15 protein-coding genes and 2 pseudogenes are annotated in these 19,243 nt (G+C 71.4%); 1 reads left to right on the top strand and 16 read right to left on the bottom strand.

The features are described 5' to 3' along the window. Positions 1-16: 16 nt before the first annotated feature. The 15 genes and pseudogenes from GKE56_RS03675 to GKE56_RS18100 form a co-directional block, all read right to left on the bottom strand. Positions 17-1,471: a glutamate synthase subunit beta gene (locus GKE56_RS03675; RefSeq protein WP_154683394.1), complete on the bottom strand. Its 1,455-nt coding sequence runs from the start codon at positions 1,469-1,471 to the stop codon at positions 17-19. Then, positions 1,464-6,010 (bottom strand): annotated as a pseudogene (gene gltB / locus GKE56_RS03670) (glutamate synthase large subunit). Before gltB ends, GKE56_RS03675 begins: the two are co-directional and overlap by 8 nt. 149 nt (positions 6,011-6,159) lie before the next feature. Continuing rightward, the gene (lgt, locus tag GKE56_RS03665) at positions 6,160-7,029 is read right to left on the bottom strand and encodes a prolipoprotein diacylglyceryl transferase (RefSeq protein ID WP_370518449.1); all 870 of its coding nucleotides are present in this window, start codon (positions 7,027-7,029) and stop codon (positions 6,160-6,162) included. Further along, on the bottom strand, positions 7,026-7,778 hold the full coding sequence (locus tag GKE56_RS03660; RefSeq protein ID WP_154683393.1) for a thioredoxin domain-containing protein: 753 nt from the start codon (positions 7,776-7,778) through the stop codon (positions 7,026-7,028). The genes lgt and GKE56_RS03660 overlap by 4 nt, the downstream gene beginning before the upstream one ends. Further along, positions 7,775-8,293 carry a DoxX family protein gene (locus GKE56_RS03655; protein ID WP_154683392.1) on the bottom strand — a complete coding sequence of 173 codons (519 nt, stop codon included), beginning with the start codon at positions 8,291-8,293 and terminating at the stop codon, positions 7,775-7,777. The genes GKE56_RS03660 and GKE56_RS03655 overlap by 4 nt, the downstream gene beginning before the upstream one ends. Then, positions 8,293-9,090 (bottom strand): tryptophan synthase subunit alpha, encoded by a 798-nt coding sequence (trpA, locus tag GKE56_RS03650; RefSeq protein ID WP_154685599.1) that lies wholly within the window; start codon positions 9,088-9,090, stop codon positions 8,293-8,295. Before trpA ends, GKE56_RS03655 begins: the two co-directional genes overlap by 1 nt. A gap of 2 nt (positions 9,091-9,092) precedes the next feature. Beyond that, positions 9,093-10,316, bottom strand: coding sequence for a tryptophan synthase subunit beta (gene trpB, locus GKE56_RS03645; RefSeq protein WP_154683391.1), 1,224 nt, complete (start codon positions 10,314-10,316; stop codon positions 9,093-9,095). After that, positions 10,313-11,104, bottom strand: coding sequence for an indole-3-glycerol phosphate synthase TrpC (gene trpC, locus GKE56_RS03640; RefSeq protein WP_154683390.1), 792 nt, complete (start codon positions 11,102-11,104; stop codon positions 10,313-10,315). Before trpC ends, trpB begins: the two co-directional genes overlap by 4 nt. Before the next feature lie 77 nt (positions 11,105-11,181). Then, positions 11,182-11,439: an HGxxPAAW family protein gene (locus GKE56_RS03635; protein WP_195908223.1), complete on the bottom strand. Its 258-nt coding sequence runs from the start codon at positions 11,437-11,439 to the stop codon at positions 11,182-11,184. 61 nt (positions 11,440-11,500) lie between these two features. Further along, positions 11,501-12,088: a Trp biosynthesis-associated membrane protein gene (locus tag GKE56_RS03630; RefSeq protein WP_154683389.1), complete on the bottom strand. Its 588-nt coding sequence runs from the start codon at positions 12,086-12,088 to the stop codon at positions 11,501-11,503. Further along, positions 12,085-13,650, bottom strand: coding sequence for an anthranilate synthase component I (locus GKE56_RS03625; RefSeq protein WP_154683388.1), 1,566 nt, complete (start codon positions 13,648-13,650; stop codon positions 12,085-12,087). The genes GKE56_RS03630 and GKE56_RS03625 overlap by 4 nt, the downstream gene beginning before the upstream one ends. Then, positions 13,647-14,012 (bottom strand): phosphoribosyl-AMP cyclohydrolase, encoded by a 366-nt coding sequence (gene hisI / locus GKE56_RS03620; RefSeq protein WP_154683387.1) that lies wholly within the window; start codon positions 14,010-14,012, stop codon positions 13,647-13,649. The genes GKE56_RS03625 and hisI overlap by 4 nt, the downstream gene beginning before the upstream one ends. 108 nt (positions 14,013-14,120) lie before the next feature. After that, complete coding sequence (locus GKE56_RS03615) at positions 14,121-15,905, bottom strand: ABC transporter ATP-binding protein (protein ID WP_195908222.1); 1,785 nt, start codon at positions 15,903-15,905, stop codon at positions 14,121-14,123. Continuing rightward, positions 15,902-16,399 carry an ATP-binding cassette domain-containing protein gene (locus GKE56_RS18105; RefSeq protein WP_370518483.1) on the bottom strand — a complete coding sequence of 166 codons (498 nt, stop codon included), beginning with the start codon at positions 16,397-16,399 and terminating at the stop codon, positions 15,902-15,904. The genes GKE56_RS03615 and GKE56_RS18105 overlap by 4 nt, the downstream gene beginning before the upstream one ends. 130 nt (positions 16,400-16,529) lie before the next feature. Further along, positions 16,530-17,618, bottom strand: a pseudogene (locus GKE56_RS18100) (ABC transporter transmembrane domain-containing protein); the annotation flags it as partial. A gap of 188 nt (positions 17,619-17,806) precedes the next feature. Between GKE56_RS18100 and GKE56_RS03605 the strand changes: the two are divergent. Further along, entirely contained in the window at positions 17,807-18,448 is a 642-nt protein-coding gene (locus GKE56_RS03605) for a TIGR03085 family metal-binding protein (protein WP_154683386.1), read from the top strand. Here the strand turns inward: GKE56_RS03605 and hisF are convergent. After that, positions 18,445-19,215 (bottom strand): imidazole glycerol phosphate synthase subunit HisF, encoded by a 771-nt coding sequence (gene hisF / locus GKE56_RS03600; RefSeq protein ID WP_154683385.1) that lies wholly within the window; start codon positions 19,213-19,215, stop codon positions 18,445-18,447. The two genes, GKE56_RS03605 and hisF, sit on opposite strands and share 4 nt — an antisense overlap. Positions 19,216-19,243: the final 28 nt, after the last annotated feature.

Raw genomic sequence — 19,243 nt, 5'->3', positions numbered from 1 at the left:
CACCCTGCGGACAGCACTAGACGACCAGTGGCCGGTCGGTCGGGTTGACCGGCCGCGGCAGCGCCGTCTCGCCGGTGAGGTACCGGTCGACGCCCGCGGCGGCGGACCGCCCCTCGGCGATCGCCCAGACGATGAGCGACTGACCGCGACCCGCGTCTCCCGCCACGAAGACGCCCGGCACCGACGACATGAACTCGCGGTCCCGCTTGACGTTGGACCGCTCGTCGAGCTCGACCTCCAGCTGCTCGACGACGCCCTCGCCCTGCGGGCCGAGGAACCCCATGGCCAGCAGGATCAGCTGGGCCGGCAGGACGCGTTCGGTGCCCTCGACCTCCTCGAACCCCTTGTCGCCCATGCGGACGTCGACGACCCGGATACCGCTGACCTTGCCGTCCTGGCCGATGATCTCCTTGGTCGACGCGGCATACACCCGCTCGCCGCCCTCCTCGTGAGCCGAGGCGATCCGGAAGAGCATCGGGTACGTCGGCCACGGGTGGTTCGCGGCGCGGTCCTCACCCGGCTGGGGCATGATCTCCAGGCTCGTGACGGACCGCGCGCCCTGGCGGTGGGACGTGCCGATGCAGTCGGCGCCCGTGTCGCCGCCGCCGATGACGATGACGTCCTTGCCCTCGGCCGTCACCTGGCCCTCGACGGCCTCGCCGAGCGCGACGCGGTTGGCCGGGGGCAGGAAGTCCATGGCCTGCAGGACGCCGTCGAGCTCGCGGCCCGGGACCGGCAGGTCGCGCGGCACCGTCGCACCGATGGCGAGCACGACCGCGTCGTACCGGTCGCGCAGCTGCTTGCCGGTGACGTCGTTGCCGACGTCGACCCCGCTGCGGAACCGGGTGCCCTCGGCCTCCATCTGCGCGATGCGGCGGTCGAGGACCGACTTCTCCATCTTGAACTCGGGTATGCCGTAACGGAGCAGCCCGCCGGGCTTGTCGGCCCGCTCGTAGACCGCCACCGTGTGACCGGCGCGGGTGAGCTGCTGGGCCGCGGCCAGACCGGCCGGACCCGATCCCACCACGGCGACGGTCTTGCCCGAGAGGCGCTCGGGCGCCTGGGGCAGGACGTACCCGGAGTCGAAGGCCCGGTCGATGGTCGTGACCTCGATCTGCTTGATCGTCACGGCGGGCTGGTTGATGCCGAGGACACAGGCCGTCTCGCACGGAGCCGGGCAGAGTCGACCGGTGAACTCCGGGAAGTTGTTCGTGGCGTGCAGGCGCTCGATGGCCTCTCGCCAGTCGCCCTTCCAGGCGAGGTCGTTCCACTCAGGGATGAGGTTGCCGAGGGGGCAGCCGCTGTGGCAGAACGGGATGCCGCAGTCCATGCAGCGCCCGGCCTGTCGCTGGAGCTGCCCGAGCTCCTGCTCCTCGTACACCTCTTTCCAGTCGCGGATGCGCACCGGCACCGGACGTCGCGCCGGCAGCTCGCGCTCACGGGTCTTCAGAAATCCCTGGGGGTCAGCCACGGGAGGCCTCCATGATCCGCTCCCAGACTTCGGAGCCGTTGACGTCGAGTCCTTCCGCCTCTGCGGCGGCGCGCACGTCGAGGACGCGCTGGTAGTCACGGGGCAGGACCAGGGTGAAGCGCGACCGCGCGCCCTCCCAGTCGGCCAACAGGCCTGCTGCGACTGGTGATTCGGTCCACTGGACGTGCTTGGTCAGCAGCTCGCGCAGCGCCGTCTCGTCCTCGGGGCGCAGGCCGGAGAGGTCGACGAGCTCGCCGTTGACCCGCTGGTGGTCGAGGTCGAGCACGTAGGCGACCCCACCGGACATGCCCGCGGCGAAGTTGCGGCCGGTCGGCCCGAGGACGACGACGCTGCCACCGGTCATGTACTCGCAGCCGTGGTCGCCCACGCCCTCGACGACCGCGGCGGCGCCCGAGTTGCGCACACAGAAGCGCTCGCCGACCTTGCCGCGCAGGAAGATCTCGCCGGTGGTGGCGCCGTAACCGATGACGTTGCCGGCGATGACGTTCTGGTCTGCCTGCAGCGGGGCCGCCCGGTCGGGCCGCACGACGATGCGCCCACCCGACAGGCCCTTGCCGACGTAGTCGTTGGCGTCGCCGAGCAGTCTCAGCGTGATGCCGCGCGGCAGGAACGCGCCGAGGGACTGACCCGCAGAGCCGACCAGGGTGAGCTCGATGGTGTTGTCCTCGAGCCCGTGGGGGTGCGCCTTGGTGACCTCGTGGCCGAGCAGCGTGCCGATGGTGCGGTTGACGTTGCGCACGGCGACCTCGCCGGTCATCGGCGTGCCGTCGTTGATCGCCTCGCGCGCCATGGTGATCAGCGTGTGGTCGAGGGCCTTCTCGAGGCCGTGGTCCTGAACGGTGGTGTTGCGACGGGCCGAACCATCAGGGCTCTGGACGTCGGCGAAGATCGGCGAGAGGTCGAGACCGGACGCCTTCCAGTGGTTGACCGCGCGGGTGGCGTCGATGGCCGAGACCTGGCCGATGGCCTCCTCGACCGTGCGGAAGCCGAGTGCGGCGAGGTGCTCGCGCACCTCCTCGGCGATGTACTCGAAGAAGGTCTCGACGAACTCGGGCTTGCCGGAGAAGCGCGCCCGCAGCTCGGGGTTCTGGGTCGCGATCCCGACCGGGCAGGTGTCGAGGTGGCAGACCCGCATCATCACGCAGCCGGACACGACCAGCGGCGCGGTGGCGAACCCGAACTCCTCTGCACCGAGCAGCGCGGCGATGACGACGTCACGACCAGTCTTGAGCTGGCCGTCGCACTGGACGACGATCCGGTCGCGCAGGCTGTTGAGCACGAGTGTCTGCTGGGTCTCGGCGAGCCCGATCTCCCAGGGCCCGCCCGCGTGCTTGAGCGAGGTGAGCGGCGAGGCGCCGGTGCCGCCGTCGTGGCCCGAGATGAGCACGACGTCGGAGTGCGCCTTGGAGACGCCCGCGGCCACGGTGCCCACCCCGATCTCCGAGACGAGCTTGACGTGGATCCGGGCCTCGGGGTTGGCGTTCTTGAGGTCGTGGATCAGCTGGGCCAGGTCCTCGATCGAGTAGATGTCGTGGTGCGGCGGCGGGCTGATCAGGCCGACGCCGGGCGTCGAGTGCCGGGTCGAGGCGATCCATGGGTAGACCTTGTGACCGGGCAGCTGGCCACCCTCGCCGGGCTTGGCGCCCTGGGCCATCTTGATCTGGATGTCGCCGGACTTGGTGAGGTAGAGCGAGGTGACGCCGAAGCGCCCTGAGGCCACCTGCTTGATGACCGACCGCCGCTCGGGGTCGAGCAGCCGCTCGACGTCCTCGCCGCCCTCACCGGTGTTGGACCGACCGCCCAGGCGGTTCATGGCGATGGCGAGGGTCTCGTGGGCCTCCTGGCTGATGGAGCCGTAGCTCATCGCGCCGGTGTTGAACCGCTTGACGATCTCGCTGACCGGCTCGACCTCGTCGATGGGCACCGGCGGCCGGTCGGCGGACTCGGTGAACTGGAACAAGCCCGCGCAGGGTCATCAGCCGCTCGGACTGCTCGTCGACCCGTTGGGTGTACTGCTTGAAGATGTCGTAACGGCGCTGCCGGGTGGAGTGCTGCAGCCGGAAGACCGTGTCGGGGTCGAAGAGGTGCGGCTCGCCCTCACGACGCCACTGGTACTCCCCGCCCACGTCGAGCTTGCGGTGCGGGAGGCGCACGCCGTCCGGCGGGTATGCCGCGGCGTGCCGGGCCGCGGTCTCGGCGGCGACCACGTCGAGCCCGACTCCGCCGAGCTGGGACACCGTGCCGGTGAAGTACCGGTCCACGAGCTCCTGGGACAGCCCGATGGCCTCGAACACCTGGGCTCCGCGGTAGGAGGCGACCGTCGAGATGCCCATCTTGGACATCACCTTGAGGACGCCCTTGCCCAGAGCCTTGATGAGGTTCTTGACCGCCTGGTCCGGCGTGACCCCCTCGATCGAGCCGGAGCGGACGAGGTCCTCCACCGACTCCATCGCGAGGTACGGGTTGACCGCGGCCGCGCCATACCCGATGAGCAGCGCCACGTGGTGCACCTCGCGGACGTCGCCGGCCTCGACCACGAGGCCCACCAGCGTGCGGGTCTTCTCGCGGATGAGGTGGTGGTGCACCGCGGAGGTGAGCAGCAGCGACGGGATCGGGGCGTAGTCGCGACCGGAGTCGCGGTCGGACAGGACGACGAAGCGGGCGCCCTCGGCGATCGCCGCGGAGACCTCGGTGAAGATCTCCTCGAGGCGCGCCTTCATCGCCTCGGCGCCGCCGGTGACGTCATAGAGGCCGCGGACCACATGGGTGGCGTAGCCGGGCAGGTCGCCGTCGGCGTTGACGTGCACGATCTTGGCCAACGCGTCGTTGTCGATGACGGGGAACGGGAGCACGACCTGGCGGGCGTGCGCCGGGCTCGCCCCGAGCGCGTTGCCCTCGGGCCCGATGACCGTGCCGAGCGAGGTGACGAGCTCCTCACGGATGGCGTCCAGCGGCGGGTTGGTCACCTGGGCGAACAAGCTGGGTGAAGTAGTCGAAGATGAGCCGGGGGCGCGCGGACAGCACGGCGATCGGGGTGTCGGTGCCCATCGAACCGAGCGCCTCTCCCCCGGTCCGGGCCATCGGCGTCAGCAGGATCCTGAGCTCCTCCTGGGTGTAGCCGAAGGTCTGCTGACGGCGCGCGACGGATGCCGCGGTGTGCACGATGTGCTCGCGCTCGGGCAGGTCGTCGAGGTGGATCAGCCCAGCGTGCAGCCACTCCTCGTAGGGCTGCTGGGACGCCAGCGACGCCTTCACCTCGGCGTCGGACACGATCCGGCCGTGCTCGGTGTCGACAAGGAACATCCGCCCGGGCTGGAGGCGGCCCTTGCGCACCACGCGGGTCGGGTCGAGGTCGAGCACCCCTGCCTCGGACGCCAGCACGACGAGGCCGTCGTCGGTCACCGAGTAGCGTCCGGGCCGCAGGCCGTTGCGGTCGAGCACCGCCCCGATCAGCGAACCGTCGGTGAACGTGACGCAGGCGGGGCCGTCCCACGGCTCCATGAACGTCGAGTGGAACTCGTAGAACGCCCTGCGAGCGGGGTCCATCTCCTCGTGGTTCTCCCAGGCCTCCGGAATCATCATGAGCACGGCGTGGGGCAGCGACCGGCCACCGAGGTGGAGCAGCTCGAGCACCTCGTCGAACGACGCGGAGTCGGATGCCGCCGGCGTGCAGATCGGGAAGAGCCGCTCGAGGTCCCCCGGGATGACGTCGGAGACGAGCTGGCTCTCGCGCGCCCGCATCCAGTTGCGGTTGCCCTTGACGGTGTTGATCTCGCCGTTGTGGGCGATCAACCGGTACGGGTGGGCCAGCGGCCAGCTCGGGAAGGTGTTGGTCGAGAACCGGGAGTGCACCAGCGCCAGCTGGGTCTCGAACCGGCGGTCCGACAGGTCGGGGAAGAACGGCTCGAGCTGGCCCGTGGTCAGCATGCCCTTGTAGACGACGGTGCGACACGACAGGGAGGGGAAGTAGACCTCGGTCTCGCGCTCGGCCCGCTTGCGCAGGCAGAACGCCAACCGGTCGAGCCCCAGGCCGACCATGCGCCCCACCGTGGCCGACACGAACAGCTGGCGGAAGAACGGCATGCAGTCGCGGGCTGCCTGGCCCACCAGCTCGGCGGCCACGGGGACATCGCGCCACCCGAGGACGGTGAGGCCTTCCTCCGTCGCGAGCTCCTCGATCCGGGCGGTGACCTGCGCCCGGAGCACCTCGTCGCCCGGCAGGAACGCCGTGCCCACGGCATACGCCCCCGCGACGGGCAGGTCGAAGTCGACCACGTCCCGGAAGAACGCGTCGGGCACCTGGGTGAGGATGCCTGCCCCGTCGCCCACGAGCGGGTCGGCGCCGGTGGCGCCGCGGTGCTCGAGGTTGCGCAGGGCTGTGAGGGCGTGGTCGACGATGTCGTGCCCGGCGCTCCCCCGCAGCGTGGCCACGAGGGCGACCCCGCAGGCGTCGTGCTCGAACTCGCGGCGGTACAGCCCGGTGTCTGCGGGCTGGGCGGAGAAGCGCGCGAAAGTCACGTTCGGGTCACCGTCCTTGGGGGTCAAAGTGCGTTGTGGACCCCAGATGAATCACATGCGAGGGCACACCGGTCACGCTCGTGGACGGCCTTGGCCACGGCAGGAGGAAGAATACCGGGTGCCCTCAGCGTCCCGCTATGTGAGCCGCCTCATTCCGGATGTTGAGATGCGGCGTGGTCGGCGACCGCCACGTCGTGACGTCTGGAGCGCCACACGATCACCAGGCCGAGCAGGAACACGACGATGCTGGTCCACACGTTGACCCGCAGGCCGAGGATGTGGTTGGCCTCGTCGCTGCGCATCAGCTCGAAGACCACCCGGCCGAGGGGGTAACCGACGACGTAGAGCCCGAACACCTGCCCACGACGCAGCGCGAACCGCCGGTCGGCGAGCACCAGGACCAACGCCAGCAGCAGGCACCAGAGCGACTCGTAGAGGAAGGTCGGGTGGAAGGTGCCGAGGACGATCGGGTGCCCGGCGGCGTCACGCACGGCATGACCCGCTGACTGGTCCCACTCATGGATCGTCAGGCCCCACGGCAGGGTGGTCGGGCGCCCGTAGAGCTCGTTGTTGAACCAGTTGCCCCACCGGCCCAGGGCCTGGGCGAGCGCGACCCCGGGTGCCGCCGCGTCGATGAAGTCGAGGAACGAGACCCCCTGGCGACGGGCCCCGATCCACGCGCCCACGGCTCCGAGCGCGACGGCGCCCCAGATGCCGAGCCCGCCCTCCCAGATGTAGAACGCCCGGATCGGGTGACCACCCTGACCGAAGTACGGCTGTGGGGTCGTGATGACGTGGTAGAGCCGACCGCCGACGATCCCGAACGGCACGGCCCAGGCGGAGATGTCGATGGCCAGCTCGCGCGGGTGGCCGCGGTCGACCAGCCGTCGCCCGGTGATCCATACGGCCACGACGATCCCGGCGAGGATGCACAGGGCGTAAGCCCGGATCGGGAACGGCCCCAGGTGCCAGACGCCCGTGGTAGGGCTGGGGATGAAGGCGGGCAGAGCGCGAGTCACTTCGTGGCGGCCTTGACGGCGTCGTCGAGCGACTGCGGGGCGGTGAGCGTCGAGAGGGCGACGGTGGCGCCGTTGAGCTTGATGGTCGGCGTGCCGTTGACCCCGTCCTTGTCGGCCTGGGTCTGCACCGACTGGACGTACTGGTTGTGGGCCTTGGCCGAGTAGCAGGACTGCCACGCCGTGAGCGCGGATCCCGTGATGCCGGCTGTCTGGGCGAACGACGCGAGCTGGGCGTCGGTGTAGCCCGCGCCCTCCTTCGCCGGCTGCCCGGCGAACACCGCCGCGTGGTACTGGAGGAACTTGCCGTCGTCAGCGGCGCAGGCCGCGGCGTTGGCTGCGCGGTTCGAGCTGTCGTTGCGCAGGTTGTCGTCGAGGAAGCTCAGCGTGTGGATGACGAGCTTGACCTTGTTCTGGGCGGCGAGCTGGGTGACATCCGTCCCGTAGAGCTGCTCGAACCGGCCACAGACGGGGCACTGGAAGTCCTCGTAGAGGTCCATCGTCGGCACGTTCGCCGGAGCCCCCGGGTTCACGACGATGCCGGCCCCCATGGCTGCGACGTTCTTGGGCAGCGTCGAGCCTCCGGTCGAGGCGGCCTGCTGGCTGCCCCGGCTGCTGAGGATCACCGCCGTGACCACCGCCGCGATCACGAGGACGGCGACCACCGTGGCGACGACGGCGCGGTTGGCGCCGCCCCCGCCCTTGGGCGCAGCAGCCTCGATCTTGCTCCGGCGGGCGGCGGCGTTGCTCATGCGACGGATCCTTCGTCAGGGTGTGGAACGGTGGTGCCCGCTCCGGGGAAGAGCAGGCGGTCAAGGCTGTATGCCGTGCGCGGCCGTACGGCCAACCACACGGCGCAGGCGAGCAACCCGAGGTCGCGGGCGATCTCCTGGGGGTACTGCGTCTGGGAGGCCGCAATGGTTCCCCCGTGGCCGAAACAGCCGCAGTCGATGGACAGGCCGCGGGCCCAGGCAGACGCGATCCCGACGATGAAGGCGCCCATGAGCACCCCGCCGATGACGGCGTTGACCCGGGTGAACAACCCCACGACGAGCAGGATCCCGACCGCGATCTCGAGGATCGGCAAGGCGTAGCCGACGTACCCGGCGACGTCGAAGGGCAACAGCTGGTAGGCCCGCACCGACCGCGCCGAGGTCTCCGGGTGGCCCACCTTGAGCGCGCCGGCCGCGAGCACCACCGCTCCGAGCACCACGCGCGCGAGCAGACCGACCAGGTCCCGGACCCGCGCACTGCGCAGGGTCTCCATCACCGTCCCCTGCGCACGCCGTCGGCCAGCTCCTCGACCAGGCCCCGCAGTGCCTTCAGACCCGCCTGCGGGTCGTCGGCGTCGGTGAGGCAGCGTACGAGCGCCGAGCCCACGATCACGCCGTCGGCGTACGCCGCCACCTCGGCAGCCTGGTCACCGCTGGACACGCCCAGGCCGACGCAGATGGGGGTGTCGGTGACCGCCTTGGTGCGACGGACGATGACCTCGGCGGCATCACCCATGGAGGTTCGGGCTCCCGTGACGCCCATGTGCGACACGGCATACACGAAGCCGCGGCACTGACGGGTCACGTAGGCGAGCCGCTCGGGAGTCGAGCTCGGGGCGACCAGGAAGATGCGGTCCAGACCGGTCTCGTCACTGGCCTGGATCCACGGCCCGGCCTCGTCGGGGATGAGGTCGGGCGTGATGATGCCGGCTCCACCAGCTGCGGCGAGGTCGCGCGCGAACTGGGCGGGGCCGTGGCGCAGGATGAGGTTCCAGTAGCTCATGACCAGCGGAGGGGTGCCGGTGTCGCGGACAGCCTGGGTGGCGGTGAAGACGTCGCCCACCCGCACCCCGCGCTTGAGGGCCTGGTCCGCGGCATACGCGATGACCGGGCCGTCCATGAGCGGGTCGCTGTAGGGCACGCCGACCTCGACGATGTCGACGCCGGCCTCGGCCATCGCCACCATCGCCTCGATCGAACCCGGAACCGAGGGGAACCCGACGGGCAGGTAGCCGACGAGCGCTGCCCGACCCTCGTCGCGGCACCGCTGGAGCACCTCGGAGACGCCGATACTCACTGGGCGGGGCCCAACTCGTCGATGAGGCCGAAGTACTCCGCGGCCGTGTGCATGTCCTTGTCGCCACGGCCGGACAGGTTGACCAGGAGCAGGGCGTCGGGGCCCAGCTCACGGCCGACCTCGATGGCCCCGGCGAGGGCGTGGGCGGACTCGAGCGCCGGGATGATGCCCTCGGTGCGGCACAGCAGCTCGAAGGCCTGCATGGTCTGGGCGTCGGTCGCGTAGCGGTACTCGGCGCGCCCGGTGTCGCGCAGGTAGGCGTGCTCTGGACCCACGCTGGGGTAGTCGAGGCCCGCCGAGATCGAGTGGGACTCGAGGGTCTGGCCGTCGTCGTCCTGCATGAGGTAGCTGAAGGTGCCGTGCAGCACCCCCGGCTCGCTCGCGGCGAACCGCGCGGCATGGCGCCCGGACTCGATGCCCTCTCCCCCGGCCTCGATGCCGATGAGCCGCACCCCGGCGTCGTCGATGAACCGGTGGAAGATGCCCATGGCGTTGGACCCGCCGCCCACGCACGCGATCACGGCATCCGGCAGGCGACCGGTCAGGTCGAGGACCTGGCCGCGCGCCTCCACGCCGATGATGCGGTGGAAGTCGCGCACCATCTCGGGGAACGGGTGCGGGCCGGTCACGGTGCCCAGGATGTAGTGGGTCGTGCCGACGTTGGTGACCCAGTCGCGCAGGGCGTCGTTGATGGCGTCCTTGAGCGTCGCGCTGCCCGTGGGCACGGCGACGACCGTCGCGCCGAGCATGCGCATGCGCGCGACGTTGAGGGCCTGGCGCTCGGTGTCGACCTTGCCCATGTAGATGACGCACTCCAGGCCCATGAGCGCCGCAGCGGTCGCAGTCGCCACGCCGTGCTGCCCGGCGCCCGTCTCGGCGATGACGCGGGTCTTGCCCATGCGCTTGGTGAGCAGGGCCTGGGCGAGGACGTTGTTGATCTTGTGGGAGCCGGTGTGGTTGAGGTCCTCGCGCTTGAGGATGATCCGCGCGCCACCGGCGTGGGCGGCGAAGCGCGGGATCTCGGTGATGATGCTGGGCCGTCCGGTGTACGTGCGATGCAGCCGCTCGAGCTCGCCGAGGAACACCGGATCGACCATGGCCTTGCGACGGGCCTCGTCGAGCTCGTCGAGGGCCGGGATGAGGGCCTCGGGGACGTACCGGCCGCCGTAGTCGCCGAAGCGACCCGGGCGCGCGAGCGGTTCGGGGGTGAACTCGGTCATGACTGGGCTCCCGCCGCGATCAGGTCGTATGCCGCGCGGCGAGGGTCGCCGTCGCGCACCAGCGCCTCGCCGACGAGGACCGCCCCGGCACCCTCGGCTGCGTAGCGTGCCGCGTCGGCCGGCCCCGCGATGCCGGACTCGGCGACCTTGACGCAGTCGCCGGGGATGAGCGGGGCCAGCCGACCGAAGGTCTCGGGGTCGACCGCCAGGGTCTTGAGGTTGCGGGCGTTGACGCCGATCACGGTGGCGCCGGCGTCCACGGCCCGCGCCGTCTCGGTCTCGTCGTGGACCTCGACCAGCGCGGTCATGCCGAGCTCTCGCGCCAGCGCCTGCATGCGCACGAGCTCATCCTGCGAGAGGGCGGCGACGATGAGCAGGATGAGGTCGGCGCCGTGGGCCCGAGCCTCGAACAGCTGGTAGTCGTCGACCATGAAGTCCTTGCGCAGCACCGGAACCCGCACCGCCTTGCGCACTGCGTCGAGGTCATCGAGGGAGCCGCGGAAGCGCCGGCGCTCGGTCAGGACGCTCACTGCTGTGGCCCCCGCGGCCTCGTAGTCGGCCGCCAGGGCAGCCGGGTCGGCGATGTCGGCCAGGGCACCCTTGCTCGGGCTGGCCCGCTTCACCTCGGCGATCAAGGACAGGCCGGGCCGACGCAGGGCCGCCTCGGCGTCGAGCGCCACCGGGGCCTGCGCCGCGAGCTGCTCGATGCGCGCCCGAGGGACGAGTGCCTGTGCGTCGGCGAGGTCTTCGCGGACGCCGGCAACGATGTCGTCGAGCACGGTGGGCATGCGCACAGGCTATCCAGCGAACCCGGGGCCACCCGCCCCGGGTCACGAGGCGGACAGCCCAGGACGTCCTGCAGGGGTCAGTGGATGCCGACCTCGGGCTTGCTGCTGTCGGGGCTGTCCGGGCCGTCGATGGTCCTGCCGCCGTAGCCCGCCATGCCCAGCAGCTTGCCCGCCACCGCACCGATGATGCAGATCACGATGCCGACGACGAAGATCGGCGTGCTCTGGACGATGACCGCCACCGACGCCACAGCCGAGCCGACCAGGATGATGATGACGGCTGTCCACGCGGCGACGCTGTGGCCGTGGTCTTCGTGGATCTCGTGCTCTGCCATGGGTGCTGGCTCCTGTGGGTCGGGTGCCGGTGATCGCCGGCCGGGGCTCGAGGCCATTGTGTCAGGTGCCGGCTGTGGGGTCGTCGCCAGCGTCGAGACGGTCCCAGTCGGTGCCCACCCGCTGGCCGCGGGCGCCGGTGCTCGTCGTGCCCTGGGCTTCGTAGCGAGCACCCAGCCCGCGCCACGAAGACGCGCCTGCCCAGCCGCCGGCGGCCGCCAGCAGGAGGAGGACCGCTGCGACGAGGGACAACCACGGCCACGCGGTGAGGGTGGCGTGGGTCTCGAGGCTGCCGGTGCGTCCAGCGGCGCGCGCGGCCACCGAGCCGAGGACGCCGGGGGGGTCGAGCACGACCCTGATGCCCAGCGCAGCAACGCCCAGCCCCGCCAGACCCAGGGCAGTCAGGGTCAGCCGTCGGACGAGTGGCCCGGAGGTCGTGCTGGCGAGCGCCGCGGCAGCGGCCACGAGCGCCAGGGCGGTGACCCCGGAGGCCACGTCGCCGCCCGTGCCGAGCACCCGGCTGGCCCCGAGCACCGGGTCGTTGACCGTGCCCTCCACCCAGGTGCGAGAGCCACTCACCAGCAGCAGGAACGCACCCACCAGGGCCAGCAGCACGACGGTCAGCTTGGACGTCGGTCGCAGGCGGCTCATCGGACGGTCCTCAGCGCGGCCGCGGTCGCCACGGCACGCAGGGCGGCGGCTGCCTTGTTCACGGTCTCCTGGTACTCGGCGGCGGGGACCGAGTCGGCGACGATGCCGGCTCCGGCCTGGACGTGGGCCTGGCCGTCCTTGATCACGGCCGTGCGGATGGCAATCGCCATGTCGAGGTCTCCGTGGAAGTCGAGGTAGCCGACCACGCCGCCGTAGACGCCGCGGCGGCTGGGCTCGTAGTGCTCGATCAGGCTGAGGGCCCGGGGCTTGGGTGCGCCGGACAGGGTGCCGGCCGGGAAGGTCGCTGCGAGGACGTCGTAGGCCGTGCGGCCGGGCTGGAGGTCGCCGACCACGGTCGACTCGAGGTGGATGACGTGGGAGTACCGCCGGATGTCCATGAACTCGACGACGTCCACGGTCCCGGGCTCGCAGACGCGTTGCAGGTCGTTGCGGCCGAGGTCGACGAGCATGACGTGCTCGGACCGCTCCTTGGGGTCGGCGAGGAGGTCCTCGCCGAGGAGCTGGTCCTCCTCGGGAGACTTCCCCCGGGGCCGCGAGCCGGCGATCGGGTGGGTGATGGCCCGCCGCCCGGTGACCTTGACCAGGGCCTCGGGCGAGCTGCCGACGATGTCGTAGGTCGTGCCGTCCCCCACCGGGATGCGCAGGAGGTACATGTACGGGCTGGGGTTGGACGACCGCAGGGCCCGGTAGACGTCGAGTGAGTCGGCCGCGCACGGGGTGGAGAAGCGCTGGGACAGCACCACCTGGAAGACCTCTCCCGCGCGGATGTCCTCCTTGGCGCTCTCGACCAGCTCTTCGAACTCGGCCTGGGTGAGGTTGCTGCGCACCTCGTGGCGAGCGCGGTCGAACGTCTCGCGGTCGACGGTGGCGACGGTGCTCGGCGCCGGGGCGGCGAGGTCGCTGGTCATCGCGTCGAGCCGTGCGACCGCGTCGGCCCAGGCCAGCTCGACGCGCTCGTCGGTCGCGTCGTAGTTGATGGCGTTGGCGACGAGCAGCACCGAGCCGTCGGCGTGGTCGAGCACCGCGAGGTCCGTGGCGAGCATCATCGAGATCTCGGGCAGCCCGAGCACGTCCGGCAGGGAGTCGGTGCCTGCAGGGGTGACGCGCTCCCACCGCCGCACCGCGTCATACGTGATGGCGCCGACCATGCCCCCGGTGAGTGGGGGAAGCCCGGTGATCGGTTCGGTGGCGAGCGCGGCCACGGTGTCGCGCAGCGCCTCGACGGGGTTGCCCGCGGTCGGCACCCCGACCGGGGGCTCGCCGACCCAGTGGGCTTGGCCGTCCTTCTCGGTGAGCGTGGCCCGGCTCGCCGCACCGACGATGGAGTACCGCGACCACACGCCACCGTGCTCGGCGGACTCGAGCAGGAACGTGCCGGGGGCGTCCTTGGCGAGCTTGCGGTAGACCCCGACGGGGGTCTCGGCGTCGGCCATCAGCCGCCGGACGACAGGGATCACCCGGCGGTCCTTGGCGAGGATCTGGAAGGTCTCCAGGCTGGGCCAGGTCGACCCGAACGCCAGGTCCGGGCCGACGTCGCTCACAGCTCTCCCACCTGGGCGTCGAGGTCGCCTGCGTCGAAGCAGGTGCGGTCGCCGGTGTGGCAGGCGGCGCCCACCTGGTCGACGCGCACGAGCAGGGCGTCGCCGTCACAGTCGAGTGCGACCGACCGCACGAGCTGGACGTTGCCGCTCGTGTCGCCCTTGCGCCAGTACTCGGAGCGGCTCCGCGACCAGAAGGTGACGCGTCCCTCGGCGAGCGTCCGGCGCAGCGCCTCGTCGTCCATCCAGCCGAGCATGAGGACCTCGCCGGTGTCGTGCTGCTGGACGACGGCGGCCACGAGTCCCTGCGGGTCCCGCTTGAGGCGGCCGGCGATAGCCGGGTCCAGGACGGTTGGCGAGGTCACGGGACCATTGTGCCAACGTGCCGGAGCTGCGACGTGCAGTGGGCGGCGCTCGGACACGCCAGCGTGCTCAGCGGTATGCCGTGTGGCCCGCTCTGCACGTCGCTGCGCTCACGCGCCGCGCTGCTGCGCGGCCCACGAGGCGTGCAGGGCGGCATACACGCCGTTCTGCTGGACGAGGACGCGGTGGGGTCCGCGCTCGACGATCCGGCCGCGGTCGACCACCACCACCTCGTCGGCGGCCTCTGCGGTCGAGAGCCGGTGGGCTATGGCAATCGACGTGCGCCCCCGGGTCAGCCCCTCGAGGGCACGCTGCAGCCGCACCTCGGTCGAGGGGTCGACGGCCGAGGTCGCCTCGTCGAGGACGAGCAGGTCGGGGTCGGCGAGGTAGGCCCGGGCCAGCGCCACGAGCTGGCGCTCGCCCGCGGACAGGGACTCGCCGCGCTGGCCCACCTCGGTCGCGAGGCCGCCGGGCAGGCCGGCCAGCCAGGCGTCGAGCCCGAGCTCGGTGAGCGCTAGCCGCACGTCGGCGTCCGTGGCGTCGGGGCGACCGAACCGGACGTTGTCCAGCAGGGTCGCGTCGAACAGGAAGCCCTCCTGGGGCACCATGACGACCCGCTCGCGCAGCGACGAGAACCGGATGCTGCGCAGGTCGACACCGTCCACGAGCACCCGGCCCTCGGTCGGGTCCATGAGCCGGGTGAGGAGCTTGGCGAGGGTGGACTTGCCGGAGCCGGTCTCGCCGACGATCGCGATGCGTGAGCGTGGCGCGATGGCCAGCGTGATGTCGTGCAGGACCGTCTCGGCGCCGGGGTAGGCGAAGGACACGGCCTGGAACTCGACCGTGATCGGCCCGCGCGGGAGCACCTCGCCGGACTCGCCCGGGTCGGCGACGTCGGCGGGCGTGTCGATGACGCCGATCACCCGACGCCAGCCGGCCACGGCGTTCTGGAGCTCGTTGAGGATCTCGGTGGCCTGCTGGACGGGCTGGGTGAACAGGTTGACGAGGAAGGTGAAGGCCAGGAGCTGGCCGATCGTGAGGTGTCCAGAGGCCGCCTGGAGGGTGCCGACGACGAGCACCACGGCGAGGGTCAGGCCCGCCACGAGCTGCCCCGACGAGAACGCGACGACCGAACGCACCTGGGCGCCGATCGAGGCGTAGCGATGGGCCTCGATGGCCTGGTCGATGCGCTCGCCGGTGCGCTCCTCGACCCCGTAGGCCCGGATGGTGGCCGCGCCCACCACGGCCTCGGACACCGCGGCCAGCAGGTCCCCGACGCGCTCGCGCACCTGGGTGTACGCCCGACCCACGATCCGCTGGAACCGCCGGATGACGAACAGCAGCGGCACGAAGCAGAGCCATACGACGGCGGTCAGCATCGGGCTGTAGAAGAACATCAGCCCCGTGGCGACGGCGATCTGCCCCAGGCTGAGGATGAGGATGATTCCGCCGAACTGGACGAACTGGCTGATCGTGTCGACGTCGCTGGTCACGCGGCTGACCATCGAGCCGCGCCGTTCGGTGTTCTGCGTCAGCATCGACAGGTCGTGGATGTGCCGGAACCCCCGCAGGCGCACCGTCGCCAGGCCCGCCTCGGACGCGCGGAACAGGCGAACGTTCACGGCATAGGCGGTGAGTGCGGTGATCACCACGGCGATGACGGCCAGCCCGACGTAGCGCCACACGAGCGCCGGGTCCGGACCCTGCTTGCCGAGCAGCCCATGGTCGGTCGTCTGCTGCACCACCAGCGGAACGACCACCCGGCCCACCGTGGTGACCGCCGCGAGCGCGAGGGTGATCCCGAGCCCCTGCCGCAGCTCGGGCGAGAGGTGGATGCCCCGACGCAGGGTCGCCCAGGTGCCCAGGGTGGACGTGGCCTCGATGGACGTGCTCACGCGTGGGCCTGCGCTTCCTCGTCGGCGGCGACGGCGGCACGTTCGGCGGCTTCCCGCGCGTATGCCGTGACCAGCCGTTCGTAGCCCTCGCACCGGCCCAGCAGCTCCGCGTGGGTGCCGTGGTCGAGGACCCTGCCCGACTCGACGTAGACGATCGCGTCGGCGAGGGTGATGGTCGACATGCGGTAGGCGACGACGAGCACCGTCGTGCCCGAGCTCGAGTCGCGCAGGGCCGAGAGGATCGCCAGCTCGACGGCGGGGTCGACAGCGCTCGTGGCGTCGTCGAGCACGAGCAGCTGCGGACGTCGGATCACGGCCCTGGCCAGGGCGACTCGCTGCCGCTGACCGCCCGAGAGGGACGCGCCGCGCTCCCCCACCCGGGTGTCCAGGCCGGCCGGGAGCGCCGTGACGAAGTCCGTGGCCTGCGCGACCCGAAGGGCCCACCACACCTCGTCGTCGGTGAAGTCGGCCCCGAGGGTGACGTTGCCGCGCACCGTGTCGTCGAACAGGAAGGTCTGCTGCGGCACGAGGGGTGGCCACGGCGGCCACGCCCCCCTTGGCCACCTCGCGGAGGTCGACGTCGTCGAGGGTCACCACGCCGCCGTCGGGGTCGACCAGACGCAGCGTGAGGTTGGTGAGGGTCGACTTGCCGGCCCCGGTGGGACCGACCAGCGCCGTGGTGGACCCCGAGGCAACCTCGATCGTCACCCCGTGGATGGCCTGGAACTGCGACAGCGCGCCGTCCTCGGCGATGACCTCGTACGAGTAGTCGACGGACTCCAGGCGCGAGGTCGACGGGCCCCGACGGGGCAGCTGCGCGGCGCCGAAGGGCAGCTCGCCCCGAGCCTGGAGCACCGCGTCGACGCGGTCCCAACCGACGACGGTCCGCGGGAGCTCGCCCAGCACCCAGCCGAGGGCCCGGACGGGGAAGGCGAGCACGGAGATGAGGTAGGCCACCTGGACGACCGCGGCCGGTTGGAGGGCACCCGCGGCGACCTGCTGCGCGCCGACGGCGAGCACCGCAAGCGTGCCGAGGGTGGGGATCGCCTCGATGACGGGGTCGAAGGTGCCTCGGGTCCGACCGACCTCGACGTTGGCCGCCTGGAGCCGGCGGGTGACCTCACCGAACCGCGCGGCCTCCTGCTCCTCGCGACCCATCGCCTTGACGATCAGGGCTGCCTCGAAGCTCTCGTGGGCCACCTCGCTCACCTCGGCCCGCAGCTGCTGGGCTCGCGCGACCTTGGGCGACATCGCGCGCTGGAACACGTAGTTGGCGAGGAAGAGGGCGGGGAAGACGGTGAGCCCGATGAGCGCCATGACCGGGTCCACGAGCACCATCTGGACAATGCCGGCGACGAGCATGACGAGGACCCCGATCGCCATCGGCAGCGGCGCGAAGACGTTCCAGGTCGCCTCGACGTCGGCGTTCGCGTTGGACAGCAGCTGCCCCGAGGGGTGGCGGTGGTGCCACGACAGCGGCAGGCGCAGGTACTGGCGGGTGACCTCGCGACGGAACCCGGCGGCGACGTTGTACATCGTGAACCCCGCGGCCACGCGACGGATCACGACACCGATGACGTTGAGGACGACGGCCCCCGCGACCCAGCCGAAGATGGCGAGCAGCTGGGCGCGGGTGGCGTGCCCCGCGGCCACGGCGGGCTGGACCTGCTCGCGGGTCACCTTGCCGATGGCCGCCGCGGTGAGCACGGTCATGACGCCGTAGAGCGCGCTGCCGGCCACGGCGAAGGCGAACCACCGCGGCTCGCGCCGCACGCCGACCGCGACGATCCGCAGGCTGCGCCGCAGCGTGGGGGCGGCGTCGACGGACACAGCTGACCTCCGGGCGGATCAAGGGGGTGGGGTGTGCCAACCCTCTCACGCGGGACGGCATGATGGCTGCCATGACCCACCTGGCTCGACTCGAACGCGACGCCCTCTGCGCGACCCTCGTCGAGGTCGGTCCGCAGGCCCCGACGCTCTGCTCGCCGTGGACGGCGGCGGACCTCGCCGCGCACCTCGTCGTGCGCGACCGGCGCCCCGACCTCGCGCCCGGAATCTGGCTCCCGGCGCTCGCGGCCCGCACCGAACGGGGCATGGATTCGTATGCCGCAAAGCCGTGGCCAGAGCTCGTCGACCTCGTCCGGTCGGGCCCCCCGGTGTGGTCGCCCGCGCGGCTGGCTGCCCTCGACGACCTGGTGAACTTCGTCGAGTTCTTCATCCACCACGAGGACGTCCTGCGCGGCGACGAGGCCACGGGGCCCCGACGCGAGCTGACCGAGCGCGAGACCCGTGGAGTGTGGAAGGCGTTGTCGCGCAGCGCCACGCTGCTGTTCCGGCGCAGTCCGGTCGGGGTGGTGCTCAAGACCCCTGACGGCCAGACGCTGACGGCCGGAGCCACGGACGGCGACACCGTCGTCCTCGAGGGCGCGCCCGCCGAGCTGTTGCTGGCGGCATATGGGCGGCGGCGGGTGGCCGCGATCGAGGCGACGGGCAGCGCCGACGCCATCGACGCCCTGTGGTCATCGGCGCTGGGGATCTCCTAGCGGACGGTGATGCCCTCGGCCCGCAGCGAGGCCTTGACGTCGCCCACCGTGAGCTCGCCGAAGTGGAACACGCTGGCCGCCAGCACCGCGTCGGCGCCGGCCCTGACCGCGGGGGCGAAGTGAGCCACCGCGCCGGCGCCACCACTGGCGATGAGCGGGACATGGACGGCGCGACGCACCAGCTCGATGAGCTCGAGGTCGAAGCCGTCCTTGGTGCCATCGGCATCCATCGAGTTGAGCAGGATCTCCCCGGCCCCGAGCTCTGCGGCACGGGCGCACCACTCGACGGCATCCAGGCCGGTACGGGTGCGTCCCCCGTGGGTGGTCACCTCGAAGCCCGCCGCGGCACCCGCGTCGTCGCGTCGGCGACGGACGTCGGCCGACAGCACGAGGACCTGCGACCCGAAGCGGTCGGCGATCTCGCTGATCAGCTCCGGCCGGGCGATGGCCGCGGTGTTGACCCCGACCTTGTCGGCACCCGCGCGCAGGAGTCGGTCGACGTCGTCGGCGCTGCGGACTCCCCCGCCGACGGTGAGCGGGATGAAGACCTGCTCGGCGGTGCGACGCACCACGTCGTAGGTCGTCTCGCGGTTGCCGCTACTCGCCGTGACGTCGAGGAAGGTCAGCTCGTCCGCGCCCTGCTCGCCGTAGAGCTTGGCCAGCTCGACCGGGTCACCTGCATCACGGAGATTCTCGAAGTTGACCCCCTTGACGACCCGCCCAGCGTCGACGTCGAGGCAGGGAATCACCCGGGTGGCCAGACTCACGCGAGGATCGTATCCACCTAGGGTGTTG

Origin of the sequence: Nostocoides sp. HKS02 (genome assembly GCF_009707485.1) — a bacterium.
GTDB lineage: Bacteria > Actinomycetota > Actinomycetes > Actinomycetales > Dermatophilaceae > Pedococcus.
The sequence above is the reverse complement of the archived record's forward strand: the minus strand, read 5'-3'. Positions and strand labels throughout refer to the sequence as shown.